Source organism: Pseudomonas sp. SDO524_S393 (genome assembly GCF_054071875.1).
In genome coordinates, this window is record NZ_JBSVVZ010000003.1 from 23,173 (window position 1) to 48,500 (window position 25,328).

A 25,328-nucleotide genomic window follows, 5' to 3' on the forward strand; every position below is an offset into this window, starting at 1 on the left:
GCGTTCATTCGTTTGAACGTCGGGCTTTTTTACATGAAATGCGATTCAAACTGTGGGAGCTGGCTTGCCTGCGATAGCAGTGTACCAGCCACCCGATCTGTCGACGGACAGACTGCTATCGCAGGCAAGCCAGCTCCCACAGTTGACGCTCTGTATTCTTACGAGGCTTTTACCAGCTTCACGGCCAATACATCGCATGGCGCGCCGTGCAGCACGTCGTTGGCGGTGGAGCCCAGCAGCAATGCCAGGCCATGGCGACCGTGGCTGCCGACCACGATCAGGTCACAGTTCCGCTCCTTGGCCAGATGATGAATCTCCTGGCGCGGCTGGCCGTAAGTGAGGTGGGAATTTTCCTTGGTCACTTCCGGGTATTTGACGATGAGGCGTTCCAGGCGCTCCTTGGCCTGATCGAACTGTTGTTGCTGCAACTGGGACAGGTCCATGGGCACGTCGCCGCCGAAGGCCATGGCCATGGGTTCGACAATGTGCACCAGTGACAGTTTGGCGCCGCTGGCGATGGCGAACGCGCGGGCGCGCTTGATCACTGGATCGCACTCTTCGGTCAGGTCGACAGCGACCAGAATATGTTCGTAGGACATGGGGCGTTCCTCCAGGGGACTGCAATAAGTTCAGTATGGCTGCTTTCAAGCGGATGGGGTTGCGTCAGGTCAAATCCGCTCAACTGTAAATTCGGGAGTACACATATGACGGTCTGGATAGTGGTGTCAATCCTTGCAGTGGTTCTGAGCCCTCTGGCGTGGCTGCGTCCCTCGCGCCACCAGAGCGGGCGCATGGCCCTGCGCATGGAAGCGCGCCGTATCGGGCTGACCATGCAACTGGCGCCCCAGCAGTGGCCGCACTGGTTCCAGCAGGAGCCGCCGAGCCCTTGCGCACAGTATCTGCGGCCACGACGCGGCAGTGCGCCCGCCCTCTGGAGCTACTGGCAGCCGGAGCCGGGCGTCTGGGTCAATCAGTGGCGCGAGGTGTGCGTGGACGAGAAGTTGTTGCCATATTTTTCGACGCTGCCGGCCAATGTCTACAAGATCGAGGCGGACGCGCAAATGATCGCTGTGTACTGGGGCGAAAAAGGCGAGGCGAGCGTGCTCAACGACATCGATGCCTTGTTGAAGGCCCTGGCCTGACCCGTATTTCGTGCGGGCAATAAAAAGCCCGACATCATCATCGGGCTGGAGTTGGCCAGGCAGGCCGGTAAGTCGGTGTACCGCGCCGGGTATTCTGACTGGCGCATTCGGATAGCCGCTAGCCTAGCGGGATATCCCGATCTGTACAGCCTTTTCCCACACCTTTTCCATTATTGATTTCGTGAATATTTGAATATTGACGAGTCTCGGGCCTATGGTGGGGGTTCTGAAATGACTGGAAAGTCGCGTTTTTCCTGCCCTTTCGGGCGATTGACAATTGGCCGGAATTGGATGAAGGTGGCGTACCCAAATCAAACGGGCGTATGAATTGAGCGTTTGTCTGTCGGACGACTCATACAGAAACCCGACTATCGCGTTGGCGGGTGTGCCTGGCGGATTGGCGTGAACATTGAACAAATCATCAATGTCCAACCAGAGGCCAGCGTCCAATGTGTACTGTTCAGCTTCCATATCGTGGAGATCAGTTGATGATTTACGAAGGTAAAGCCATCACGGTTAAGGCTCTTGAAAGTGGCATCGTCGAACTGAAGTTCGATCTCAAGGGCGAGTCCGTCAACAAGTTCAACCGTCTAACCCTGAACGAACTGCGTCAGGCCGTAGACACCATCAAAGCAGATACTTCGGTCAAGGGCGTGATCGTCTCCAGCGGCAAGGACGTGTTTATCGTCGGCGCTGACATCACCGAATTCGTCGATAACTTCAAGCTGCCCGATGCCGAGCTGGTGGCTGGCAACCTCGAAGCCAACAAGATTTTCAGCGATTTCGAAGACCTCAACGTGCCGACCGTTGCCGTCATCAACGGCATCGCCCTGGGCGGCGGCCTGGAAATGTGCCTGGCCGCCGACTTCCGCGTGATGTCCGCGACCGCCAAGATCGGCCTGCCGGAAGTGAAGCTGGGCATCTACCCGGGCTTCGGCGGCACCGTACGTCTGCCGCGCCTGATCGGCGCCGACAACGCTATCGAGTGGATTGCCTCCGGCAAGGAAAACAAGGCTGAAGATGCGCTGAAAGTCGGCGCTGTAGACGCCGTGGTCGCGCCGGAAAAACTCGCTGATGCGGCACTGAACCTGATCAAGGGCGCCATCAGCGGCGAATTTGACTACAAGGCCAAGCGCCAACCGAAGCTTGAAAAACTCAAGCTCAACGCCATCGAGCAAATGATGTCGTTCGAAACCGCCAAAGGGTTCGTGGCAGGTCAGGCCGGCCCGAACTATCCGGCGCCGGTTGAAGCCATCAAGACCATCCAGAAGGCCGCGAACTTCGGTCGCGACAAAGCCCTGGAAGTGGAAGCGGCAGGCTTCGTGAAGCTGGCCAAGACGTCGGTCGCCGAAAGCCTGATCGGCCTGTTCCTGAACGATCAGGAGTTGAAGAAAAAGGCCAAGGCCTACGACGAAATCGCCAAGGACGTGAAACAGGCTGCCGTGCTCGGCGCCGGTATCATGGGCGGCGGTATCGCCTACCAGTCGGCTTCCAAAGGCACGCCGATCCTGATGAAGGACATCAACGAACACGGCATCGAGCAGGGTCTGGCGGAAGCCGCCAAACTGCTGGTGGGCCGCGTTGATAAAGGTCGCATGACCGCCGCGAAGATGGCTGAAGTGCTTAATGGTATTCGTCCTACGCTGTCCTACGGCGATTTCGGTCATGTCGACCTGGTGGTCGAAGCCGTTGTCGAGAACCCGAAGGTCAAGCAAGCGGTACTGGCTGAAGTCGAAGGCCAGGTTAAGGAAGGCACGATCCTGGCCTCCAACACCTCGACCATTTCCATCAGTTTGCTGGCCAAGGCCCTCAAGCACCCGGAAAACTTCGTCGGCATGCACTTCTTCAACCCGGTGCACATGATGCCGCTGGTGGAAGTGATTCGTGGCGAGAAGTCCAGCGAAGAAGCGGTGGCCACCACCGTTGCCTACGCCAAGAAGATGGGCAAGAACCCGATCGTGGTCAACGACTGCCCGGGCTTCCTGGTCAACCGCGTGCTGTTCCCGTACTTCGGCGGTTTCGCCAAGCTGGTCAGTGCCGGCGTGGACTTTGTGCGCATCGATAAAGTCATGGAGAAATTCGGCTGGCCCATGGGCCCGGCCTACCTGATGGACGTGGTCGGTATCGACACCGGTCACCACGGTCGTGACGTGATGGCTGAAGGCTTCCCGGACCGCATGAAAGACGACCGCCGCTCGGCGATCGACGCGCTGTACGAGGCCAAGCGCCTGGGTCAGAAGAACGGCAAGGGCTTCTATGCCTACGAGGCCGACAAGAAGGGCAAGCAGAAGAAGGTGGCCGATCCGTCGGTGCACGAAGTGCTCGCGCCGGTCATCTACGAGCAGCGTGAGGTGTCCGACGAGGACATCATCAACTGGATGATGATCGCCCTGTGCCTGGAAACCGTGCGTTGCCTGGAAGACGGCATCGTCGAAACCGCTGCCGAGGCCGATATGGGTCTGGTCTACGGCATTGGTTTCCCTCCGTTCCGTGGCGGTGCGCTGCGTTACATCGATTCCATCGGTGTCGCCGAATTCGTTGCCCTGGCTGATCAATACGCTGATCTGGGCCCGCTGTACCACCCGACTGCGAAGCTGCGCGAAATGGCCAAGAACGGCCAGCGCTTCTTTGGTTAAGTGCCCAGTCGACTAGAGCGAGAATAGTTATGAGCTTGAATCCAAGAGACGTCGTGATTGTCGACTTCGGTCGTACTCCGATGGGCCGCTCCAAGGGCGGCATGCACCGCAACACCCGCGCCGAGGACATGTCGGCGCACCTGATCAGCAAGTTGCTGGAGCGCAACACCAAGGTCGACCCGAACGAAGTCGAAGACGTGATCTGGGGTTGCGTCAACCAGACCCTGGAGCAGGGCTGGAACATCGCGCGCATGGCGTCGTTGATGACCCAGATCCCGCACACCTCGGCCGGTCAGACCGTGAGCCGCCTGTGCGGTTCGTCGATGAGCGCGCTGCACACGGCTGCCCAGGCAATCATGACCGGTAACGGTGACGTGTTTGTGGTCGGCGGTGTGGAGCATATGGGCCACGTCAGCATGATGCACGGCGTCGACCCTAACCCACACATGTCGCTGTACGCGGCAAAAGCCTCGGGCATGATGGGCCTGACCGCGGAAATGCTTGGCAAGATGCACGGCATCACCCGCGAAGCCCAGGACGCGTTCGGCCTGCGCTCTCACCAGCTCGCCCACAAGGCGACCGTCGAAGGCAAGTTCAAGGATGAAATCATCCCGATGAACGGCTATGACGAAAACGGTTTCCTCAAGCTGTTCGACTACGACGAAACCATTCGTCCGGACACCACCCTGGAAAGCCTGGCGGCCCTGAAGCCTGCCTTCAATCCAAAGGGCGGCACCGTGACTGCCGGTACGTCGTCGCAGATCACCGACGGTGCCTCGTGCATGATCGTGATGTCGGCGCAGCGTGCCCAGGACCTGGGTATCCAGCCGCTGGCCGTGATCCGTTCGATGGCGGTGGCGGGTGTGGACCCCGCAATCATGGGCTATGGTCCAGTACCGGCTACACAAAAAGCCTTGAAGCGCGCGGGCTTGACCATCAACGACATCGACTTCTTCGAGCTCAACGAAGCTTTCGCCGCACAGGCCCTGCCGGTGCTGAAAGATTTGAAAGTACTCGACAAGATGAACGAGAAGGTTAACCTGCACGGCGGTGCGATTGCCCTGGGACATCCATTCGGTTGCTCCGGTGCTCGTATCTCCGGCACTTTGCTTAACGTGATGAAGCAAAATGGCGGCAACCTTGGGGTTGCCACCATGTGCATTGGCCTCGGCCAAGGCATTTCCACCGTCTTCGAACGCGTTTAAGCGTTGGGCTGACGGAAGCCGGGGCCCAGTGCCCCGGTTTTTGTTTTTTGGCGATTTTGTATTTTTTTTTTAACAAATTTTGTAAGAGGGCCAGAGCATGAAAGTCGAACCCGGGCTCTATCAGCATTACAAGGGGCCGCAGTACCGCGTTTTCAATGTGGCGCGGCACTCCGAGACCGAAGAAGAAGTGGTGTTTTATCAAGCGCTGTATGGCGATTACGGCTTTTGGGTACGTCCGTTGAAGATGTTCCTGGAGACCGTCGAAGTTGACGGCAAGCGGGTCCCGCGCTTTGCTTTGGTGCAGGTTGAACCCAGTCTTTTTTCAGGGCAATAACGGCAGGCCGCGCAGAATGCTGCGCTTGACCTCACCCGGTTGCCACTATATATAGCGTTGCCGCGACAGGCGCCAACTGCCTTTCACTTCTCGAATTCAGGAATTTTCCGATCCATGGGCAAATCGCTGGTCATTGTGGAATCCCCGGCCAAGGCCAAGACCATCAACAAGTACTTGGGTAACGAGTACGTGGTGAAGTCGAGTATCGGCCATATCCGCGACTTGCCCACCAGTGGTTCGGCCAGTGCCGCCAAAGAGCCCGCTGCCAAGCGCGGCAAGGCGGCTGCAGGCGAAGCCCCGGCCCTTTCACCCAAAGAGAAAGCGCGCAAGCAGCTGGTCTCGCGCATGGGGGTGGACCCGGACCATGGCTGGAAGGCCAAATACGAGATCCTTCCCGGCAAGGAAAAGGTCATCGAAGAGCTGCGCCGGCTCGCCAAGGATGCCGACACCATCTATCTCGCAACGGACTTGGACCGCGAAGGGGAAGCCATTGCCTGGCACCTGCGGGAAGCCATCGGCGGTGATGACAGCCGCTACAAGCGCGTGGTGTTCAACGAAATCACCAAGAAAGCCATTCAGGAAGCCTTCTCTACGCCCGGCGAGCTGGATATCGACCGCGTCAACGCCCAGCAGGCCCGGCGTTTCCTCGACCGTGTCGTGGGCTACATGGTCTCGCCGCTGTTGTGGGCGAAGATCGCCCGTGGTTTGTCCGCTGGTCGTGTGCAATCGGTAGCGGTCAAGCTGGTGGTGGAGCGTGAGCGCGAGATCCGCGCGTTCAACCCGGAAGAATACTGGGAAGTGCACGCCGACCTCGGCACCGCCAAGGGCGCGAATGTGCGTTTCGAAGTGGCCCGCGAGGAAGGCGAGGCGTTCAAGCCGCTGAATGAAGCCCAGGCCATGGCTGCGCTGGAAAAACTCAAGGCGTCCAGCTACAGCATCATCAAGCGTGAAGACAAACCGACCAGCAGCAAGCCGTCGGCGCCGTTCATCACCTCCACCCTGCAGCAGGCGGCGAGCAACCGCCTGGGCTTCGGTGTGAAGAAAACCATGATGATGGCCCAGCGTCTGTATGAAGCCGGCTACATCACCTACATGCGTACCGACTCCACCAACCTGTCGTTGGACGCGGTGGCGATGGCGCGTACTTATATTGAAAGCGAGTTCGGCAAGAAATACCTGCCGGAAAAGCCAAACGTCTACAGCAGTAAAGAGGGCGCCCAGGAGGCCCACGAAGCGATTCGTCCTTCCGACGCCAACACCACGCCGGCCAAGCTCAGTGGCATGGAGCGCGATGCGGAGCGCCTCTACGAGCTGATCTGGCGCCAGTTCCTGGCGTGCCAGATGCTGCCGGCGCAGTACCTGTCCACTACCGTCAGCGTGGGTGCAGGCGACTTCGAGCTGCGTGCCAAGGGCCGTATCCTCAAGTTCGACGGTTACACCCGTGTGCTGCCGCAAATCACCAAGCCTGGCGATGACGACGTGCTGCCGGACATGGCTCAGGGCGACAACCTGAAACTGATCAAGCTCGACCCGTCCCAGCATTTCACCAAGCCGCCGGCCCGTTATTCGGAAGCCAGCCTGGTGAAAGAGATGGAGAAGCGCGGTATTGGTCGTCCTTCGACCTACGCGGCGATCATTTCCACCATCCAGGACCGTGGTTACGTCGCGTTGCACAACCGTCGTTTCTATTCCGAAAAAATGGGCGACATCGTGACCGAGCGCCTGTCCGAGAGTTTCTCCAACCTGATGGACTACGGCTTCACCGCCGGCATGGAAGAGAACCTCGATGACGTGGCCCAGGGCGAACGCGACTGGAAGAACGTGCTCGATGAGTTCTACGGCGACTTCAAGAAGAAACTTGAAGTGGCTGAAAGCCCTGACAGCGGCATGCGCGCCAACCAGCCGGTGATGACCGACATCCCGTGCCAGACCTGCGGTCGCCCCATGCAGATCCGTACGGCGTCCACTGGCGTGTTCCTCGGTTGTTCGGGTTATAGCCTGCCGCCGAAAGAGCGCTGCAAGGCCACCGTCAACCTGGTGCCTGGTGATGAAATCGCTGCCGATGACGAGGGTGAGTCCGAGTCGTTGGTGCTGCGTGGCAAGCACCGGTGCCCGATCTGCAGCACGGCGATGGACGCCTATCTGCTGGACGAAAAGCACAAGCTGCATATCTGCGGTAACAACCCGGATTGCAACGGCTACGAGATCGAAGAGGGCACCTACCGCATCAAGGGCTACGAAGGCCCGAGCCTGGAGTGCGATAAATGCGGCAGCGAGATGCAGCTCAAGACCGGTCGTTTCGGCAAGTTCTTCGGCTGTACCAACCCGACCTGCAAGAACACCCGCAAGCTGCTGAAAAGCGGTGATGCGGCGCCGCCGAAGATGGATCCGGTGAAGATGCCGGAACTCAAGTGCGAGAAGGTCGACGACACCTACATCCTGCGTGACGGCGCTTCGGGCCTGTTCCTGGCGGCCAGCCAGTTCCCGAAAAACCGCGAGACGCGCGCGCCGTTGGTGCTGGAAATTGTGCCGCACAAAGATGAGATCGATCCGAAATACCACTTCCTGTGCGAAGCGCCGAAGAAAGACCCTGATGGTCGTCCGGCCGTGATCCGCTACAGCCGCAAGACCAAGGAGCAGTACGTGCAATCCGAAGTCGATGGTAAGCCTACCGGCTGGAAAGCGTTCTACGAGGGTGGCAAGTGGAAGGTGGAGGACAAGCGCCAGGGCGCTTGATCGACTAATCTGCCAAATAGGAAGGCCGCCTGAATAGGCGGCCTTTTTTTGCGCTTGCGGTGTGCTCGGCTGATCCGTGACACTGTTGAGCCAGTATCTCGCTTTTTCGTTGTGGAGACTGCCGTCATGGCCAACGAACTCTATACCCGTACCAATCAGAAAATTTACTTTGCGGGTTTGTCCCTGGAAGCTCTTGGCCGTGCTGAAGAAGGGAAGGAGATGAATGCCATCGCGTTGGTTCAGGCGGGGCGTGAGGCGGCGTTATTCCACCTATACGGCGCCTTGCTGGGCCTTTGCCATGAAATCGCCGGGTTCTACCGCTTGCCTCAGGCGGGGTCGCCCCGGGCGGAAATGATCATGACCCGTGAAGTGCTGGAGACCATGGCCATTCCCGAGCTGGCCGAGCTGGTGGAAATGGCCCAGAGCCCGGATAGCTGGGTTGCGCGCCTGCTCAAGGCGCACGCGGACATGTTCCAGCCGCCACGCATTCCTCATGTGCCCAAGGGCGATGTGACGCAACCGTTGATCGTGGCCGTGGCTCTGGAAGAAGATGAACCGAAACCCTTGAGCCGCGAAGAGCTCGAGAGCTGGCGCCAGGAGCTGAAAAAGATGGCGCTGCGTTTCCGTGAAGGTCTGAACGAGTGCTGAGGGCGTAGGCGTCGGTTTGCCGACGAATAAACAGGCACCGTTCATCAAGCCGTAAAGAAACCTCTTCAGATCCTCTGCGGGGCCGGGTGTATGACTGATATAATCCCGGCCTTTCGTGGAGAACAGACTTTTATGCCGACGTCCTTTCTTGAAATTGTTGAGTTGCCTGACGGCCGAATCGAGCTGCGTCGGGCTGAGGACGAAGGTTCTCTGGTCATTCTGGATTTTTCCGAGGACGCCAAGGCATTCCTGCAAGGCCAGCACGTGGAAGTGGCAAAAGCCATGTTGAGCGTGGGCGTTCAGATGGCTGGCCGCCTGGCGGAAGGTGAGCCGGAGAAGGAAGACGGCCCGCGGGTGCTTCACTGAGTTCAGTGAAGTAGTCCAAGAAAGCCCGGACACCACGGGTAATTTCTGTGTTTTCAGCCCAGTCGAATATTCAAACTCTGTGCATCACCTGTGCGAGCGGCGCTGATCAACTGCTGTTTGGCGCTGGCATTCAGCGGGTTCAGCCAGCTCACCACCGTATGGCTGCGGCCCAGACGCAGGGCTTCGCAGGTCAGTTGCTGGGCGCTTTGGGTGCCGCGGGGATGTAGCAGAAGGATGCGTTCTCGGTTGAGGCCGGCGTCCCGCAACCAGGCCTGGGTGAGGCTGGCGGGCGGGGCGATCAGCGTCAGCCAGCGAGCATCCTGTTCCTCACTCAGCTCTCGAAGCACTGGCGCCAGCAGGCTCAGGCAGCTCACGGCCGTACCGCGCAACGACAATTCACTGAATGCCTCAGGTTCGGCACTCCAGGGCGCCTCGACCGTTTCCTTGAGGATAGGCGCAAGTGGTTGGGCCAAAAAGGCCTCGAACAGCGACAGTTGTGTGTGTTGCGGGGTGTGCACGAGCTGCATGATGCCTCCGTTAGCGGCGAATGACGCCGACGCTCAAGCCTTCGATCACCAGGTCCTGATCTTTCAGGTTCACTTCGATCGGGGCGAACTCAGGGTTCTCGGCCAGCAGCCAGACCTTGCTGCCTTCGCGCTTGAAGCGCTTGACGGTGACTTCATCACCGATCCGGGCGACGACGATCTGGCCATTACGGGCTTCGCGGGTGGTATGGACGGCCAGCAGGTCGCCATCGAAGATGCCTACGTCCTTCATGCTCATGCCGTGTACCCGCAGCAGGTAGTCGGCGCGAGGGTGGAAGAAGGTCGGGTTGATGTTGCAGGACTCCTCGACGTGCTGCTGCGCCAGGATCGGCGCACCGGCGGCTACGCGGCCGATGATCGGCAGGGTCGATTCATCCGCCTTGGCTTCAAAGCCTGGGATGCGAATGCCGCGTGAAGCACCGGGGGTCATCTCGATCGCACCTTTGCGCGCGAGGGCCTTGAGGTGTTCTTCAGCGGCATTTGGGGATTTGAACCCCAGTTCCAGCGCAATTTCAGCTCGTGTGGGCGGATAGCCGTTGTCATCGAGGCAGCGCTTGATAAAAGCCAGAATCTCAGCTTGGCGTGGCGTCAGTTTTAGCATGTTGATCGCTCTGTCTTTTTATACAGTGACTGGGATTATATACAGTGAACTGCACTTGGCAATCCTCCTTTTCAGGCACTCCGCTGGACGGTCATCCGTCAGCCTTCCGACAAGCCATGGATAGCGCTGCCTACAGACCTTGCGGGATGTGATTAAATACGCATGAAATAGATGACTGCCTGGCCGGAAAACGGCCTCGCAGGCTTGACAAGACACACCCTGAAACGTATGTTTCAAACAAGTGTTTGTCAGGCGGAGTAGCCATGGCCCAGTCGGAAACCGTTGAACGCATTCTCGATGCTGCCGAGCAATTGTTCGCGGAAAAAGGATTTGCTGAAACTTCATTGCGCCTGATCACCAGCAAGGCCGGGGTGAACCTGGCGGCGGTGAACTATCATTTCGGTTCGAAAAAAGCCCTGATCCAGGCAGTGTTCTCGCGCTTCCTGGGGCCATTCTGCGCGAGTCTCGACCGTGAGCTCGAGCGCCGTCAGACCAAGCCTGAGCACAAGCCGAGCCTGGAAGAACTGCTGGAAATCCTGGTCGAGCAGGCGCTGGTGGTTCAACCGCGCAGTGGCAACGACCTGTCGATCTTCATGCGCCTGCTGGGCCTGGCCTTCAGCCAGAGCCAGGGCCACCTGCGGCGTTATCTGGAAGACATGTACGGCAAGGTATTCCGCCGCTATATGTTGCTGGTCAACGACGCTGCGCCACGCATCCCGCCCATCGAACTGTTCTGGCGCGTGCACTTCATGCTCGGCGCCGCGGCGTTCAGCATGTCCGGTATCAAGGCGTTGCGTGCCATCGCCGAGACTGACTTCGGCGTCAACACCTCGATTGAGCAGGTCATGCGCCTGATGGTGCCCTTCCTGGCTGCCGGTATGCGTGCCGACACGGGGGTTACCGACCCTGCCATGATCGCGGCCCAATTGCGTCCGCGCAGCAAGTCCTCGGTGTCTCCCTCCAAGGTTTGACCGCTCGGGTGGGCGCAGCCTTTTGCTTGCGCTAAGCTAGCCGCCATGCCGATTTCAGCCATTGATTCATGACCCAGTGTGCTCACCGCGTGTACCGCGTCGTGAGCATACTGGGTTGTGTGCGTTATTTAAGGAAGGTTTATGAGTGCTGCCCTGCAAGGTTCTTTGATGGTCGACGTTGCCGGCACCTGGCTGACGGCTGAAGATCGCCACCTGTTGCGCCAACCTGAAGTGGGCGGCCTGATCATTTTTGCGCGCAATATCGAGCATCCACGCCAGGTTCGTGAGTTGAGCGCGGCCATCCGTGCGGTGCGTCCGGATCTGCTGCTGGCGGTCGACCAGGAAGGCGGTCGCGTACAGCGTCTGCGTCAGGGGTTTGTGCGCTTGCCGGCCATGCGTGCGCTGGCGGACAACCCCAATGCCGAGTACCTGGCCGAGCAATGCGGCTGGATCATGGCCACCGAGGTTCTGGCGGTTGGCCTCGACCTGAGTTTTGCCCCGGTACTGGACCTGGACTATCAACGCAGCGCCGTGGTCGGCACCCGTTCCTTCGAAGGCGACCCCGAGCGCGCAGCGCTGCTGGCCGGTGCTTTTATCCGCGGGATGAACAGCGCGGGCATGGCCGCCACGGGTAAACACTTCCCCGGCCACGGTTGGGCCGAGGCCGATTCCCATGTGGCGATCCCCAACGACGAGCGCAGCCTGGAGCAGATTCGCGCCCATGACCTGGTGCCGTTCGCCCGTCTGAGCCGGCAGTTGGCGGCCGTGATGCCGGCCCATGTCATCTACCCGCAGGTCGATGCCCAGCCGGCCGGCTTCTCGCGCCGCTGGTTGCAGGACATTCTGCGCGGTGAGTTGCAGTTCGATGGGGTGATTTTCAGCGATGACCTGTCCATGGCCGGAGCGCATGTGGTGGGTGATGCCGCCAGCCGCATCGAAGCGGCACTGACGGCAGGTTGCGACATGGGGCTGGTGTGCAATGATCGTGCGGCGGCTGAACTGGCGCTGAGTGCGGCCCAGCGGCTGGGGGTCAAGCCTTCGGCACGTATTGCGCGCATGCGCGGCCAGGCGATTGCGTCGACGGACTACAAGCAGGATCCGCGCTGGCTGGCGGCGCTGACTGCATTGCGGGATGCTCAGTTGATTGACTGAAGACTGCGTTGCGCCCGAATGCGGTGTAACGGTCAGCGCTTCTCTTGTTTGTTGGGCAGCGGCGCAAACAGCGCTTCGATATCCTCGTTGCCCAGCTGCCAATCTCCCGTTGTGCGCCCATCCAGCACACCCGCCGCCAGATCGGATTTTTCCTTCTGTAGGTGCTGGATTTTCTCTTCCACCGTGCCCCGGGCAATCATCTTGTAGACGAACACCGGCTTCTCTTGACCGATGCGGTAGGCGCGGTCGGTAGCCTGGTTTTCCGTGGCCGGGTTCCACCATGGATCGTAGTGGATCACGGTGTCGGCTTCGGTGAGGTTCAATCCGACGCCGCCGGCTTTCAGGCTGATCAGAAAAATCTGCAGCTTGCCGCTCTGGAAGTCTTTCACGGGTGTACGCCGGTCGCGGGTCTGGCCGGTGAGCAGCGCGTAGGCCACATTGCGTTTTTTCAGCTCGATCTCGATCAGGCCGAGCATCGAGGTGAACTGGGAAAACAGCAGAATGCGTCGGCCTTCGGCGAACAGTTCTTCGAGCATCTCCATCAGGCTGTCGAGCTTGCCCGAACTGCTGCCACGGGCGGGCAGGGTGGCTTCGTTGACCAGGCGCAAGTCGCAGCACACCTGACGCAACTTGAGCAGTGCCTCGAGGATGATGATCTGGCTGCGCGCCACGCCTTTGCGGGTGATCTCGTCGCGCACTTTTTTATCCATGGCCAGGCGCATGGTTTCGTACACGTCACGCTGGGCCTCATTGAGGTCGACCCAGTGGATGATCTCGGTCTTGGGCGGCAGCTCGGTCGCCACTTGTTCTTTGGTGCGGCGCAGCAGGAAGGGTTTGATCCGACCGTTCAGGTGCTGCAATCGCACATCACTGGCGCGCTTTTCGATGGGCACCCGGTAGTCGCGATTGAAGCTTTTCACGTCGCCGAGCCAGCCCGGCAACAGGAAGTGGAACAGCGACCACAGCTCGCCCAAGTGATTCTCCAGTGGTGTGCCGCTCAGGCACAGGCGCTGTCGCGCATTCAGCTCGCGGGCCGCCTGGGCCGCCTTGCTGGTGGGGTTCTTGATGTACTGGGCTTCGTCGAGGATCAGCACATGCAAGGGCAGTTTGGCCAGGTGTTCGATGTCCTTGGGCAGCAGAGCGTAGGTGGTCAGCAGCAGGTCGTAGTCCGAAAGCCCCAGGCCTTTGGAGGACGTGAAGTGCTTCTTGCGCCCCGCGCCGTACAGGGCCAGGACCTTGAGTTGCGGGGTGAAGTGCGCAGCTTCGTCCAGCCAGTTGGGGATCAGGCTGGTGGGCATCACCACCATGCACGGTCGGTCCAGACGTCCGGCAATTTTTTCGCTGAGAATGTGCGCCAGGGTCTGCAAGGTTTTACCCAGGCCCATGTCATCCGCGAGAATCCCGCCCACCTCGAGTTGGCGCAGCGACTGCATCCAGCTCAAACCTTCCAGCTGGTACGGGCGCAAGGTGGCGTTCAAGCCTTCGGGCGCTACGCAGGTGAAGTCGCGGATATCACGCAAGCGCTGGGCAAAGTTGCGGATTTTTTCGCCACCTTCCCATTGCAGTGGCATGTCTTCCAGCGGGTTCAGCCGAATCGCGTCGGCCTTGGCCAGGCGCAGTGCGGTGGTGCCGGTGTCCTGCAGGTAAAACTCGCCGAGGGTCGCCAGCACCGGTTTCAAGCGGCCGTAGGGCAACGCGACTTGTATCGGGCCGTGGCCATTGGGCAGGCCGGGGATATTCACTAGGATCAACTCGTCATCGCGGCGCCGCGCGAGTTTCTCCGGGTTGAGGATCTCGGTGTGCGAGCGCATCAGGTTCAGCAGGATCGGCAGCAGGCTCAGCCGCTGACCATTGACGATGATCCCCAGCTCCAGGTCGAACCAGTCACGCTCGGGGCCTTCGTCGACCGTGGCGTACCAGTCGTCGACGGCGCTCAGGTCGAAGCCGAAATCATCATCGATCAACAGTTCCCAGCCCTCGGCCCGCAAGGTCGGTGTGGCATTGAGGGTGAAGGTCAGCCAGGCGCTGTCGTTGACCATCTCGAACAGCTCGCCGGCGCTCTCCGGCAGGGCTTTGCTCTGGCGCGTGGCGACCTTGAACCCCAGCAGGCGCAATTGTTCGCGGTAGCGCTGTTCCTGTTCGGGGTGGCGCTTGATGCGCAGGGTCTGGGTTTCCTGGCGCACGATGATGTCCGCGTTTTTCTGCCCGCTGACGTAATGGTCCAGGTAGTTGAATGCCAGCGCCGCGCGGTGCTGGATATAGCGTTGCATCTTGCCGTTGCGCGGCTCGAACGCACTGAACTCGACGCTGGCCATCCACAGGCGCGGCACGGGCTGCACGTCTTCCATTACCACCTGTGGCAACACCACGCGGTTATCCAGCACCGCCTGGAGTTTTTCCAGTAGCTCGGCATCCTGGGCGGCGGCGGGGTAGGCCAGGGTTTCCTGGACCTTGAGCAAGACCGCCGCGATATGTTTGCAATTGGTGTGCACCGGGCAGGTACAACGGCTGTCCACCAGGATCAGCGTGCCCTTGGCCGATTCGCGCAGGGCAATGGTCTGTCGGTAGACGTTGCCGCCCGAGCCTTCGCAACTGGCGACGATAGTGCTGTCGCCGGACTCCACGATCCGTACGCGGTTCTCCAGGGCATAACGCCGCCCACGCTCCAGGCTTTGCTCCTTGAAACGGTTGGCCCACGATGGGGCCAGGGGTTTGGTCAACGACGGCGTCACGGACATGGCGCGGGATCAGTCCTGAATATCGGGCGGTGGTGCGCTGGGGGGCTTGGCGGTCAGCGAGGTGATTTTGATCAGCAGCGCCAGGTGGCCGCCATCCAGGTAGTTGAGTTGGTTGTTCTTGGTGCGCACATCTTTCTGCGCCAAGTGTTCACTGGCGACCACGCTGCCGTTGCCGTCGAACTGGTTGATCCAGAAGTCCGCGTCGATATCGGTGAAGCGACCCAGTTGCAGATTGAGCACGCCTTCGATGGGGAACTGGCCGAACTGCTCCTGGCCGTCGGTGATCGCGATCTTGACCGGTTGTTCGCCGAGGTTCTGCTCCCAGGCTTTGTGCGCGAGCACGGTGTAGCTGTTGTCGGCCTTGAGCTTGTCGACGATGTTGTTCAGGCGTGGCGGGCTCAGTGTGTCGCTGCCCAGGCGCGTGGCGCCGGCATCCCAGTTTTCCGGCGCGGCGCGGCTGTTGATCACTGGCTCCGCGTTCTGGCGCACCAGGATCATTTCCACCTGGTAAGGGCTGTCGGCGAACGCCGCAGGTGCCACTACCACCATCAACAGGCTCAGCATGCGGAACAGGCGCATTGGGGGCGTCCTTCAAGCAGATTTCGGGATGAGGCGCTCGAACAGCGCCTCCAATGTATTAAAGCGTTCTTCGGCGCGTTCCATCGGCACCATGAACTTGAACAGCGTAGCCCCTTCGAACTTGTAGCGATTGGGCTGGCCCTGAATCAGCTTGATCAGCACCAACGGGTCCACCGGCGTCTGCGCTTCGAACTCGATACGCCCACCTTGCGGGCCGGCGTCGACTTTCTTGATGCCCAGTTGTTCGGCCTGCAATTTGAGCAGGGTCAGGCGCACCAGGTTCTTGGTCGGCTCGGGCAGCAGGCCGAAACGGTCGATCATCTCGACTTGCAGGTCCTTGAGGCCTTCCTCGTCGGTGGCCGACGCGATGCGCTTGTAGAGGATCAGCCGTGCATGGACGTCCGGCAGATAGTCCTCGGGGATCAGCGCCGGCAGGCGCAAGTTGATTTCCGGGCCGCCCCCCAGGGGCTGGTCAAGGTTGGGTTGCTCGCCCTTGCGAATGGCTTTTACCGCGCGTTCGAGCATCTCCATGTACAGGGTGAAACCCACGGCCTGGATCTGCCCGCTCTGGCCATCGCCCAGCAGTTCGCCGGCGCCACGGATTTCCAGGTCGTTGGTGGCCAGCACAAAACCGGCGCCCAGGTCCTGGGTGTTGGCGATGGCCTCCAGGCGCTTCTCGGCATCGCCAGTGACTTGCTGGCGCGGCGGCGTCAGCAGGTAGGCATAGGCCTGGTGGTGGCTGCGCCCGACGCGCCCGCGCAACTGGTGCAGTTGCGCCAGGCCGAACTTGTCGGCGCGCTCGATGATGATGGTGTTGGCGCTCGGCACGTCGATGCCGGTTTCGATGATGGTCGAGGCGATCAGCACGTTGAAGCGCTTGTGGTAGAAGTCACTCATGACCTGTTCGAGTTCGCGCTCGCGCATCTGCCCGTGGCCGATGCCGATGCGCGCTTCGGGCACCAGTTCGGCGAGGTCGGCGGCGCATTTCTCGATGGTCTTCACGTCGTTGTGCAGGTAATACACCTGGCCACCGCGCAGCAATTCACGCAGCAGTGCTTCCTTGACCGTGCTTTTGTTCTGCTCCATGACGAAGGTGCGCACCGACAACCGGCGCGCCGGCGGCGTGGCGATGATCGACAGGTCGCGCATGCCCGACACCGCCATGTTCAGCGTGCGCGGAATCGGCGTGGCGGTGAGGGTGAGAATGTCGACTTCACTGCGCAGGGCCTTGAGCTGTTCCTTCTGGCGCACGCCAAAACGGTGCTCTTCGTCGATGATCACCAGGCCCAGGTTCTTGATCTTCACATCGTCCGACAGCAGCTTGTGGGTGCCGATCACAATGTCGATCTTGCCTTCGGCGAGGTCGGCCACGGCCGCGTTCACTTCCTTGGCCGATTTGAAGCGGCTCATCACTTCCACGGTCACCGGCCAGTCGGCAAAACGATCGCGGAAGCTGTTGTAGTGCTGCTGGGCGAGCAGGGTGGTCGGCACCAGGATCGCCACTTGGCGGCCACCGTGCACGGCAATGAAGGCCGCGCGCATGGCCACCTCGGTTTTGCCGAAGCCCACGTCGCCGCACACCAGGCGGTCCATCGGCTTGGGCGCGAGCATGTCGGCGCGCACTGCATCGATGGCGGTTTGCTGGTCCGGGGTTTCCTCGAATGCGAAGCCTGCGCTGAACGTGGCGTAGTCGGCTTTCGGGTCGGTGAACGCGTAACCCTCGCGGGCGGCGCGGCGGGCGTAGATGTCGAGCAATTCGGCGGCCACGTCGCGCACCTGCTCGGCGGCCTTGCGCTTGGCTTTTTGCCAGGTCTCGGAACCCAGGCGATGCAAAGGCGCCAGCGCGTCGTCACTGCCGGTATAGCGGGCGATCAGGTGCAGGTTGGCTACCGGCACGTAGAGCTTGGCGCCTTCGGCATATTCCAGGGTGAGGAATTCGGCGGCCTGGTTTTCGATTTCCAGCGTCTGCAGGCCCAGGTAGCGCCCCACGCCATGGTCGATGTGCACCACCGGTGCGCCTTCGCGCAGTTCGGTGAGGTTTTTGATGACCGCGTCATTGTTGGCGTCGGCGCGTTTTTCGCGCCGCCGGCGTTGCATCACGCGTTGGCCGAACAACGGGCTCTCCGCGACCAGCGCCAGTGCCGGGTCATCCAGTTGCAGGCCTTCGTCGAGCGGTGCGATGGTGATCGCCAGACGGTCCTTGCTCGCGACGAAATCAGGCCAGCTGTCCACGGTTTTCGGGCGCAGCTTGAGACGTTCCAGCAATTCCAGCAGCACTTCGCGACGCCCTGCGGACTCGGCGGTGAACAGCACGCGACCGGGGAAATCCGCGAGGAAGTTCGACAGCGCCTCCAGCGGCTGGCTGGCCTTGGCTTCAATCGCCAGGTTCGGCAGCGCCTGTGCCGGGAAGCGCGAGCGGCCGGCGCCGGTGTCCACGTCCTGTTGGCTGGCGACGATACGTGGCCAGTCTTTCAGGCGGGCAAAGCAGTCTTCCACCGGCAGGAACAGCTCCGCCGGCGGCAACAACGGCCGGGACGGGTCGATGCGGCGTTCTTCGTAACGGTTGCGCACATCGTTCCAGAAGTTTTCCGCGGCCTGTTCGATACCCGGCAGCGAAAACACCTGGGTGTCCTGGGGCAGGTAATCGAACAGCGTCGAGGTTTCGTCGAAGAACAGGGGCAGGTAGTACTCGATACCGGCGGGGGTGATTCCGCTGCTCAAGTCCTGAAAGATCGGGCAGCGGCGGAAGTCCACGTCGAAACGCTCGCGAAAACGTGCCTTGAAGCGGGTGACGGCGTCTTTTTGCAGCGGGAATTCCTTGGCCGGCAGCAGCTTGACCGACTCGACTTTGTCGATGGAGCGCTGGTTTTCCGGGTCGAAGGTACGCAGGGTTTCGATTTCGTCATCGAACAGGTCGATGCGATACGGCAGTTTGCTGCCCATCGGGAACAGGTCGAGCAGGGCGCCGCGGACGGCGAATTCGCCATGCTCGTACACCGTATCGACGCAGCGATAGCCGCTCGCTTCCAGGCGCGTGCGCATCTGGTCCACGTCCAGCTTCTGGCCGACATCCAGCACCAGGCTGCTGCCCAGCAGGAACTTGGTCGGGGCCAGGCGGTGCAGCGCCGTGGTGATCGGCACCACCAGCACGCCGTGGTCCAGTTCCGGCAGGCGGTACAGGCTGGCGATGCGCTGGGAAACGATGTCCTGGTGCGGCGAGAACAGGTCGTAGGGCAGGGTTTCCCAGTCAGGGAAATGCAACACCGGCAAATCGGGGGCGAAGAAGCTCAGCTCCTGCTCCAGCCGCTCGGCGCTTTGGCTGTCGGCGGTGAGCAGCAGGGTAAAGCGCTTGGCTGCGCTGGCAGCCTCGGCAATGGCCAGGCTCAGGGCGGCACCGGGCAGATTGCCCCAGTGCTGTTTACCTGCCGCGGCAGGGAGTAGCGGTAGACGCAGAACGGGCACGGAAGGTTGAGCTCCAAGCGTTGCGACAAAGTCGGTAATTGTAACGGCCTGAGGTGCCGCCTGTCAGTTTCTCACTGAGCCTATTACGGATCCGGGGAAATGTAGTGGCTATGACAAAAAATGCTGTCTTTCGACTCATTATGTAGTGCGAAAGTTGACGTATATTTCGGAGGGTTACGGACAAGTCGGCCCGTTCGTTATTTTGAGGTTGGCCTGAAACCCGCGTATTTACAGGGCTCTAGCGGGGTGATCGGTTTTTTGCAAGGGCTTTAGTTGCGGCTCGCGCATTGCTCAGGGCTTGTGTGGGCGGCATAATGTAGCCCCTTTTTTAAGCCCCTACATGTGGAAGGTTCCCGTGACTCAGAAGCCCGACCAGTGTCTTGGTGAATGGATTGATCGTGAAGCCCTCGCGGAAGCGATGATTCCGCTGATCGGTCAGCTGTACCGCAATAACAATGTGGTGAGCTCGATCCATGGCCGCAGCCTGATCAACCAATCGGTCATCGCGATTCTCAAGGCGCACCGTTTTGCGCGTCACCGTTCCCTTGACGAAAGCGAACTCTCCGTCCACGAAACATTCCCACTGCTCAAGGCCATGAGCGAGCTCAAGCTCGGCGCGGCCTCGGTGGACCTGGGCAAGCTGGCGAACAAATTCAAGGCCGAAGGCAATGGCCGCACCGCCGATCAGTTCGTACGCGAAGAACTGGCCGACGTGGTCGGTCAGCAAAACGCTGCGGCCCGCAAAGGCACAGACGTGGTCCTGTACGGTTTCGGTCGTATCGGCCGCCTGCTGGCGCGCATCCTGATCGAAAAAACCGGCGGCGGCGACGGCCTGCGCCTGCGTGCGATCGTCGTGCGCAAAGGCGCCGAGAACGACCTGACCAAGCGCGCAAGCCTGCTGCGTCGCGACTCGGTACACGGTCCGTTCAACGGCACCATCGTCATCGACGAAGAAAACAACACCATCACCGCCAACGGTAACCTGATCCAGGTGATCTACGCGAAGAGCCCGACCGAGGTGGATTACACCCAGTACGGCATCCAGAACGCGCTGCTGGTGGACAACACCGGTGTATGGCGTGACGCCGACGGCCTGGGCCAGCACCTGGCCTGCCCGGGTGTCGACCGCGTTGTGTTGACCGCGCCTGGCAAGGGCAAGCTGAAGAACATCGTTCACGGCATCAACCACGCTGAAATCACCGCTGACGACAAGATCGTCTCCGCCGCTTCGTGCACCACCAACGCCATCGTGCCGGTGCTCAAGGCTGTGAATGACAAGTTCGGCATCGTCAACGGCCACGTCGAAACCGTTCACTCGTACACCAACGACCAGAACCTGATCGACAACTTCCACAAGGGCGATCGCCGTGGTCGCAGCGCCGCGCTGAACATGGTGATCACCGAGACCGGTGCCGCCACCGCTGCCGCAAAGGCCTTGCCTGAGCTGGCCGGCAAGCTGACCGGCAACGCAATCCGCGTTCCGACGCCAAACGTGTCGATGGCCATTCTCAACCTGAACCTCGAGAAAGCCGCTACCCGTGAAGAGATGAACGAGTACCTGCGCTACATGGCGCTGCACTCCGAGCTGCACAAGCAGATCGACTTCGTCAATTCGCAGGAAGTGGTGTCCACCGACTTCGTGGGCTCGCGCCACGCCGGTGTGGTAGACGCCGAAGCGACTATCACCCAGGACAACCGTGTCGTGCTGTACGTGTGGTACGACAACGAGTTCGGCTACAGCTGCCAGGTGGTTCGCGTGATGGAAGACATGGCCGGGGTCAACCCGCCAGCGTTCCCGCGCTAAGCCTGTGCCATAAATGAAAACGCCCTGACTTGTCGGGGCGTTTTTGTATCCGCCCGGGGTGACTCTGGCGGTTATTTGCAGCAGGATGTCCTGTAGTGCAGGCAATACTGGCCTACGACGCGACCAAGGGTTAATGTGCGCGGCGTTGAGCCTTATATAGACTGTGCCCCGGTTCACACACTTGAGCCAAATTGTCCTTCATGACCGCTGGCCGCGGCATGATTTAGCCCGGCGTCCAACCGTACGCCTGGCCTGTTCTGAGGAGTACGCATGGCTGTCTACAACTACGACGTGGTGGTACTGGGTTCCGGCCCGGCTGGAGAAGGTGCGGCGATGAATGCCGCCAAAGCTGGGCGCAAGGTGGCGATGGTCGATAGCCGTCGCCAGGTCGGCGGTAACTGCACCCACCTGGGTACCATCCCGTCCAAGGCTTTGCGTCACTCGGTACGTCAGATCATGCAGTTCAACACCAACCCGATGTTCCGGGCCATTGGTGAGCCGCGCTGGTTTTCGTTCCCGGACGTGCTCAAGAGCGCCGAGAAAGTCATCTCCAAACAAGTCGCCTCGCGCACCGGTTACTACGCGCGCAACCGTGTCGACCTGTTCTTCGGCACCGGCAGCTTCGCCGACGAGCAAACCGTCGAAGTGGTCTGCCCCAACGGTGTCGTCGAAAAGCTGGTGGCCAAGCACATCATCATCGCCACCGGTTCGCGCCCGTATCGCCCGGCCGATATCGATTTCCACCACCCGCGTATCTACGATAGCGACACCATCCTGAGCCTGGGCCACACCCCGCGCAAACTGATCATCTACGGTGCTGGTGTGATCGGCTGTGAATATGCCTCGATCTTCAGTGGCCTGGGTGTGCTGGTGGAGTTGGTGGACAACCGTGACCAGTTGCTGAGCTTCCTCGACTCGGAAATCTCCCAGGCGTTGAGCTACCACTTCAGCAACAACAACATCACCGTGCGCCACAACGAAGAGTACGAGCGGGTCGAAGGCCTGGACAACGGGGTGATCCTGCACCTCAAGTCCGGCAAGAAGATCAAGGCCGACGCCTTGCTGTGGTGCAACGGCCGTACCGGCAACACCGACAAGCTGGGCATGGAAAACATCGGGGTCAAGGTCAACAGCCGTGGCCAGATCGAGGTGGACGAGAACTACCGCACCTGTGTGCCGAACATCTATGGCGCCGGTGACGTGATCGGCTGGCCAAGCCTGGCCAGTGCCGCCCACGACCAGGGCCGTTCGGCCGCCGGCAGCATCGTCGACAATGGCAGCTGGCGTTATGTGAACGACGTGCCGACGGGGATCTACACCATTCCCGAGATCAGCTCGATCGGCAAGAACGAGAGTGAGCTGACCAAGGCCAAGGTGCCTTACGAAGTGGGCAAGGCGTTCTTCAAGAGCATGGCGCGAGCGCAGATCGCCGGCGAGCCGCAAGGCATGCTGAAAATCCTGTTCCACCGTGAAACCCTGGAAGTCCTGGGCGTGCACTGCTTCGGCTATCAGGCCTCGGAGATCGTGCACATCGGCCAGGCGATCATGAACCAGCCGGGTGAACTGAATACGCTCAAGTATTTCGTCAACACCACGTTCAACTACCCGACCATGGCCGAAGCCTATCGGGTAGCGGCCTACGACGGCCTCAACCGGCTTTTTTGAGCGGCTCCGGCCGGTGGCCTGAGCCGGCCGGGGAGACCGATTTCAGTAATTCCCGAGGGTGGCAGTGGCCAAACCGGGAAAGTCTGTAATCAGGCTATCTACGCCGAAGTCGGCGAGCCTGCGCATCAGCGCGGGTTCGTTGACTGTCCATACGGACACGTGCAAACCCTGGCGCTGGGCTTTTTCCAGGCGTTCAGGGGTGCACAGCGTCCAGTTCAACGCCAGAATCTCGCAGCCGTAGTTCTGCGCCACCTTCAGCGGATCGAGCCAGGCGTATTCGGCCACCAGGCCGCGTGACAGGTCGGGGGTGAGTTCAACTGCGGCTTTCAACACTTCCCGCGAGCTCGAGGTCACAGTGACCTTGTCCATGATGCCGAAGCGTACGGCCATTTCACGGATCGCCAGCACGGTGGTCGCCGCGCGAGTGCGCGAAGCGCTTTTGACTTCCAGTTGCCAGTGATCGAAGTCGCATTGCTCGAACAGTTCTTCCAGGCGCGGGATCGGACACGGCTTGACCCAGCCCGGGCCGCCTTTGCGCGCGTCCATCTTCACCAGGTCCGCCGCCGAATACTCGACGACCTTGCCGCGCCGGTCGGTGGTGCGCTTGAGGGTCGGATCGTGGATGATCATCAGTTCGCCGTCCATGGACAGGTGCAAGTCCAGCTCGCAGCGGCGTACGCCGTGCTTGAGGCATTCCTGAAAGCTGGTCAGGGTGTTTTCCGGTGCTTCGCCTTTGGCGCCGCGATGGCCGTAAATCAGGGTCACAGTTGCTCCTTTACGCCAGGTGTACCGGCGGGATGAATACGTATTCAGGTGTCTTGGGCGTCGCTCTGTTCCCGCGCCAGGCGTCGTTCCTGGGCTTGTTTCTGCAGGATATAGCGCGCCAGCAGTTGGCGTTGGGCATCGGTCATGGACTCGAATTCCGTGCCTACGTCAAAGCCTGTGCCCTTGGGGTCGCAATGGGTGACGCGGGCGCGCAGCAGCAGGCCCAGTGCCTGGGGCATCAGCACCAGCTTGACCGCCAGGTGCGCGCCGGTCGGCAGGGGAGTGGGGTGTTGGAAGTCGAGGCCGCCTTCGGAAATGATCACCGGTTGGGGGGCGCCGACCTCATCCAGCAGGCCGCGCGCCATGATCTGGCTGAGCAGGTCCAGGCGTTTGTTCTGCACGCGCAGGAAGGCGGCGAGGGTGCGATCCTTTTCGCTGAGCTGGCGTAACAAGTGTTGGGATTCGAATTCGCTCAGGTGCAATTCGCTGAGCAGATTGAACAGTGGTGAATCATCCAGCAACACTTCCTTGCTCGCTGCTTCGGGGGCCGACAAGCTTTTGATTTGAAGTGCGATCATGTCGTCGATACGGTAGTATTCGCGGCGTTCTTCTTCATCTAATGTCGACATGGCGAACCCCAGGTAACGGTAATGGTCAGAGTGTAAAGCTGCTTACCAGACCCCGCCACCGGGACGTCTTCTTTTCCTCCGAACAAGCCCCGACATGTTCAGACCTCTCTTCGTATTTATCGGCACGCGTTATACCCGTGCAAAGCGTCGCAATCATTTTGTGTCGTTCATTTCCTTGACCTCGATGATCGGGCTCGCTTTGGGCGTGATCGTGATGATCGTGGTGCTCTCGGTGATGAACGGCTTCGATCATGAGATGCGCACCCGCGTGCTGGGCATGGTGCCCCACGCGACCATCGAGGGCGATGCGCCCATCGGTGACTGGCAAAGCCTGGCTGACAAGGTCAAGCAGAACCCCAAGGTGTTGGCTGTTGCGCCGTTCACCCAGATGCAGGGGCTGCTGACCAATGACGGCAAGGTGCAGAAGATCCTCCTCAACGGTATCGACCCGGCCCAGGAGCGCAACGTCTCGATCATCGACAAGTTCATGTTGTCGGGCAAACTCGATGACCTGGCGCCCGGCGAGTTCGGTATCGTGATCGGCGACAAGGCGGCGGCCAAGCTCGGCGTGGGCCTGGGCGACAAGCTGACCTTCGTCGCGCCGGAAGTCACCGTAACCCCGGCGGGCATGTTTCCGCGCATGAAGCGCTTCACCGTGGTCGGTACCTTCCATGTGGGCGCCGGCGAAATCGACGGCTACATCGGCCTGACCAACCTCACCGACCTGGCACGCCTGCACCGCTGGCAGCCAGACCAGGTGCAGGGCCTGCGCCTGAAGTTCAACGACCTGTTCGACGCGCCGCGTACCTCGTGGGAGATCGCCCAGCACCTGGGTGACAGCCAGTATTACGCCCGCGACTGGACCCGTACCCACGGCAACCTCTACCAGGCCATCCGCATGGAGAAAGCCATGATCGGCCTGCTGTTGCTGCTGATCGTCGCCGTGGCAGCCTTCAACATCATTTCCACGCTGGTGATGGTGGTGAACGACAAGAAGGGCGATATCGCGATTCTGCGCACCCTGGGCGCCACGCCGGGGCAGATCATGGCGATCTTCATGGTGCAGGGAACCGTGATCGGCGTGGTCGGCACCTTGATCGGTACCGCCGTCGGCATTCTGGCCGCGCTGAATGTGAGTGCCGCCATTGCAGGCCTCGAAACCCTGATCGGCCACAAGTTTCTCAACGCCGACGTCTACTTCATCGACTACTTGCCGTCCCAGGTGCAGGCCCCGGACGTGTTGATGGTGGGCGGCGCTGCGTTGGTCCTGAGCTTCCTTGCCACCCTGTATCCAGCCTGGCGCGCGGCTCGTACCCAGCCCGCACAGGCCTTACGTTATGAGTGAATCGG

20 protein-coding genes are annotated in these 25,328 nt (G+C 60.6%); 12 read left to right on the forward strand and 8 right to left on the reverse strand.

Annotated elements, in window-relative coordinates; translation table 11 throughout:
- Positions 1–158: 158 nt before the first annotated feature.
- The gene (locus ACW9IB_RS02465; protein ID WP_457412134.1) at positions 159–599 is read right to left on the reverse strand and encodes a universal stress protein; all 441 of its coding nucleotides are present in this window, start codon (positions 597–599) and stop codon (positions 159–161) included.
- Between the two features lie 105 nt (positions 600–704).
- Here ACW9IB_RS02465 and ACW9IB_RS02470 point away from each other — a divergent pair, with 105 nt between their 5' ends.
- The 7 genes from ACW9IB_RS02470 (at position 705) to ACW9IB_RS02500 (ending at position 9,067) form a co-directional block, all read left to right on the forward strand.
- On the forward strand, positions 705–1,142 hold the full coding sequence (locus ACW9IB_RS02470; protein WP_457412137.1) for a hypothetical protein: 438 nt from the start codon (positions 705–707) through the stop codon (positions 1,140–1,142).
- A gap of 488 nt (positions 1,143–1,630) precedes the next feature.
- Positions 1,631–3,778: a fatty acid oxidation complex subunit alpha FadB gene (gene fadB / locus ACW9IB_RS02475; protein ID WP_457364607.1), complete on the forward strand. Its 2,148-nt coding sequence runs from the start codon at positions 1,631–1,633 to the stop codon at positions 3,776–3,778.
- 29 nt (positions 3,779–3,807) lie between these two features.
- Complete coding sequence (fadA, locus tag ACW9IB_RS02480; RefSeq protein WP_457364606.1) at positions 3,808–4,983, forward strand: acetyl-CoA C-acyltransferase FadA; 1,176 nt, start codon at positions 3,808–3,810, stop codon at positions 4,981–4,983.
- A gap of 97 nt (positions 4,984–5,080) precedes the next feature.
- Positions 5,081–5,317: a DUF1653 domain-containing protein gene (locus ACW9IB_RS02485; protein WP_457364605.1), complete on the forward strand. Its 237-nt coding sequence runs from the start codon at positions 5,081–5,083 to the stop codon at positions 5,315–5,317.
- A gap of 114 nt (positions 5,318–5,431) precedes the next feature.
- Positions 5,432–8,053: a type I DNA topoisomerase gene (gene topA / locus ACW9IB_RS02490; protein ID WP_457412139.1), complete on the forward strand. Its 2,622-nt coding sequence runs from the start codon at positions 5,432–5,434 to the stop codon at positions 8,051–8,053.
- Positions 8,054–8,179: 126 nt separating this feature from the next.
- Positions 8,180–8,701, forward strand: a complete 522-nt coding sequence (locus ACW9IB_RS02495) for a DUF6586 family protein (protein ID WP_457364603.1) — start codon at positions 8,180–8,182, stop codon at positions 8,699–8,701.
- Positions 8,702–8,833: 132 nt separating this feature from the next.
- On the forward strand, positions 8,834–9,067 hold the full coding sequence (locus tag ACW9IB_RS02500) for a hypothetical protein (protein ID WP_017254451.1): 234 nt from the start codon (positions 8,834–8,836) through the stop codon (positions 9,065–9,067).
- A gap of 53 nt (positions 9,068–9,120) precedes the next feature.
- On the opposite strand, the gene sulA is transcribed toward ACW9IB_RS02500, so the two are convergent.
- Positions 9,121–9,594, reverse strand: a complete 474-nt coding sequence (sulA, locus tag ACW9IB_RS02505) for an SOS-induced cell division inhibitor SulA (protein WP_457412141.1) — start codon at positions 9,592–9,594, stop codon at positions 9,121–9,123.
- A 10-nt stretch (positions 9,595–9,604) separates the two neighbouring features.
- A complete protein-coding gene (gene lexA / locus ACW9IB_RS02510) occupies positions 9,605–10,213 on the reverse strand; it encodes a transcriptional repressor LexA (RefSeq protein WP_003172575.1) in 609 nt (202 codons plus the stop codon).
- Between the two features lie 263 nt (positions 10,214–10,476).
- Between lexA and psrA the strand changes: the two genes are divergently transcribed.
- A complete protein-coding gene (gene psrA / locus ACW9IB_RS02515) occupies positions 10,477–11,184 on the forward strand; it encodes a transcriptional regulator PsrA (RefSeq protein WP_457412143.1) in 708 nt (235 codons plus the stop codon).
- A 141-nt stretch (positions 11,185–11,325) separates the two neighbouring features.
- Positions 11,326–12,336, forward strand: coding sequence for a beta-N-acetylhexosaminidase (gene nagZ / locus ACW9IB_RS02520; RefSeq protein ID WP_457364600.1), 1,011 nt, complete (start codon positions 11,326–11,328; stop codon positions 12,334–12,336).
- A 32-nt stretch (positions 12,337–12,368) separates the two neighbouring features.
- Here nagZ and ACW9IB_RS02525 read toward each other — a convergent pair whose 3' ends face one another.
- Genes ACW9IB_RS02525 through mfd form a run of 3 tightly spaced genes read right to left on the reverse strand, consistent with a single transcriptional unit; the run spans position 12,369 to position 19,115 of the window.
- Positions 12,369–15,074, reverse strand: a complete 2,706-nt coding sequence (locus ACW9IB_RS02525) for a DEAD/DEAH box helicase (RefSeq protein WP_457364599.1) — start codon at positions 15,072–15,074, stop codon at positions 12,369–12,371.
- 9 nt (positions 15,075–15,083) lie between these two features.
- The gene (locus ACW9IB_RS02530; RefSeq protein WP_457412145.1) at positions 15,084–15,653 is read right to left on the reverse strand and encodes a CsiV family protein; all 570 of its coding nucleotides are present in this window, start codon (positions 15,651–15,653) and stop codon (positions 15,084–15,086) included.
- Positions 15,654–15,665: 12 nt separating this feature from the next.
- Positions 15,666–19,115, reverse strand: coding sequence for a transcription-repair coupling factor (gene mfd, locus ACW9IB_RS02535; protein WP_457412148.1), 3,450 nt, complete (start codon positions 19,113–19,115; stop codon positions 15,666–15,668).
- 340 nt (positions 19,116–19,455) lie between these two features.
- Here mfd and ACW9IB_RS02540 point away from each other — a divergent pair, with 340 nt between their 5' ends.
- Both ACW9IB_RS02540 and sthA read left to right on the forward strand, forming a co-directional pair.
- The gene (locus ACW9IB_RS02540) at positions 19,456–20,919 is read left to right on the forward strand and encodes a glyceraldehyde-3-phosphate dehydrogenase (RefSeq protein WP_457364596.1); all 1,464 of its coding nucleotides are present in this window, start codon (positions 19,456–19,458) and stop codon (positions 20,917–20,919) included.
- A gap of 270 nt (positions 20,920–21,189) precedes the next feature.
- The gene (gene sthA / locus ACW9IB_RS02545; RefSeq protein ID WP_457364595.1) at positions 21,190–22,584 is read left to right on the forward strand and encodes a Si-specific NAD(P)(+) transhydrogenase; all 1,395 of its coding nucleotides are present in this window, start codon (positions 21,190–21,192) and stop codon (positions 22,582–22,584) included.
- A 42-nt stretch (positions 22,585–22,626) separates the two neighbouring features.
- Here sthA and ACW9IB_RS02550 read toward each other — a convergent pair whose 3' ends face one another.
- A complete protein-coding gene (locus ACW9IB_RS02550; protein ID WP_457412149.1) occupies positions 22,627–23,349 on the reverse strand; it encodes a glycerophosphodiester phosphodiesterase in 723 nt (240 codons plus the stop codon).
- Between the two features lie 44 nt (positions 23,350–23,393).
- Positions 23,394–23,978, reverse strand: coding sequence for a PilZ domain-containing protein (locus ACW9IB_RS02555; protein WP_457364593.1), 585 nt, complete (start codon positions 23,976–23,978; stop codon positions 23,394–23,396).
- 94 nt (positions 23,979–24,072) lie between these two features.
- On the opposite strand from ACW9IB_RS02555, the gene ACW9IB_RS02560 reads away from it, so the two are divergent.
- Positions 24,073–25,323, forward strand: coding sequence for a lipoprotein-releasing ABC transporter permease subunit (locus ACW9IB_RS02560; RefSeq protein WP_457364592.1), 1,251 nt, complete (start codon positions 24,073–24,075; stop codon positions 25,321–25,323).
- Positions 25,324–25,328 lie beyond the last annotated feature (5 nt).

Coding starts and splice junctions, on each gene's coding strand:
- ACW9IB_RS02465 (WP_457412134.1), bottom strand. CDS start 599: ATGTCCTACGAACATATTCTGGTCGCTGTCGACCTGACCGAAGAGTGC.
- ACW9IB_RS02470 (WP_457412137.1), top strand. CDS start 705: ATGACGGTCTGGATAGTGGTGTCAATCCTTGCAGTGGTTCTGAGCCCT.
- fadB (WP_457364607.1), top strand. CDS start 1,631: ATGATTTACGAAGGTAAAGCCATCACGGTTAAGGCTCTTGAAAGTGGC.
- fadA (WP_457364606.1), top strand. CDS start 3,808: ATGAGCTTGAATCCAAGAGACGTCGTGATTGTCGACTTCGGTCGTACT.
- ACW9IB_RS02485 (WP_457364605.1), top strand. CDS start 5,081: ATGAAAGTCGAACCCGGGCTCTATCAGCATTACAAGGGGCCGCAGTAC.
- topA (WP_457412139.1), top strand. CDS start 5,432: ATGGGCAAATCGCTGGTCATTGTGGAATCCCCGGCCAAGGCCAAGACC.
- ACW9IB_RS02495 (WP_457364603.1), top strand. CDS start 8,180: ATGGCCAACGAACTCTATACCCGTACCAATCAGAAAATTTACTTTGCG.
- ACW9IB_RS02500 (WP_017254451.1), top strand. CDS start 8,834: ATGCCGACGTCCTTTCTTGAAATTGTTGAGTTGCCTGACGGCCGAATC.
- sulA (WP_457412141.1), bottom strand. CDS start 9,594: ATGCAGCTCGTGCACACCCCGCAACACACACAACTGTCGCTGTTCGAG.
- lexA (WP_003172575.1), bottom strand. CDS start 10,213: ATGCTAAAACTGACGCCACGCCAAGCTGAGATTCTGGCTTTTATCAAG.
- psrA (WP_457412143.1), top strand. CDS start 10,477: ATGGCCCAGTCGGAAACCGTTGAACGCATTCTCGATGCTGCCGAGCAA.
- nagZ (WP_457364600.1), top strand. CDS start 11,326: ATGAGTGCTGCCCTGCAAGGTTCTTTGATGGTCGACGTTGCCGGCACC.
- ACW9IB_RS02525 (WP_457364599.1), bottom strand. CDS start 15,074: ATGTCCGTGACGCCGTCGTTGACCAAACCCCTGGCCCCATCGTGGGCC.
- ACW9IB_RS02530 (WP_457412145.1), bottom strand. CDS start 15,653: ATGCGCCTGTTCCGCATGCTGAGCCTGTTGATGGTGGTAGTGGCACCT.
- ACW9IB_RS02540 (WP_457364596.1), top strand. CDS start 19,456: ATGTGGAAGGTTCCCGTGACTCAGAAGCCCGACCAGTGTCTTGGTGAA.
- sthA (WP_457364595.1), top strand. CDS start 21,190: ATGGCTGTCTACAACTACGACGTGGTGGTACTGGGTTCCGGCCCGGCT.
- ACW9IB_RS02555 (WP_457364593.1), bottom strand. CDS start 23,978: ATGTCGACATTAGATGAAGAAGAACGCCGCGAATACTACCGTATCGAC.
- ACW9IB_RS02560 (WP_457364592.1), top strand. CDS start 24,073: ATGTTCAGACCTCTCTTCGTATTTATCGGCACGCGTTATACCCGTGCA.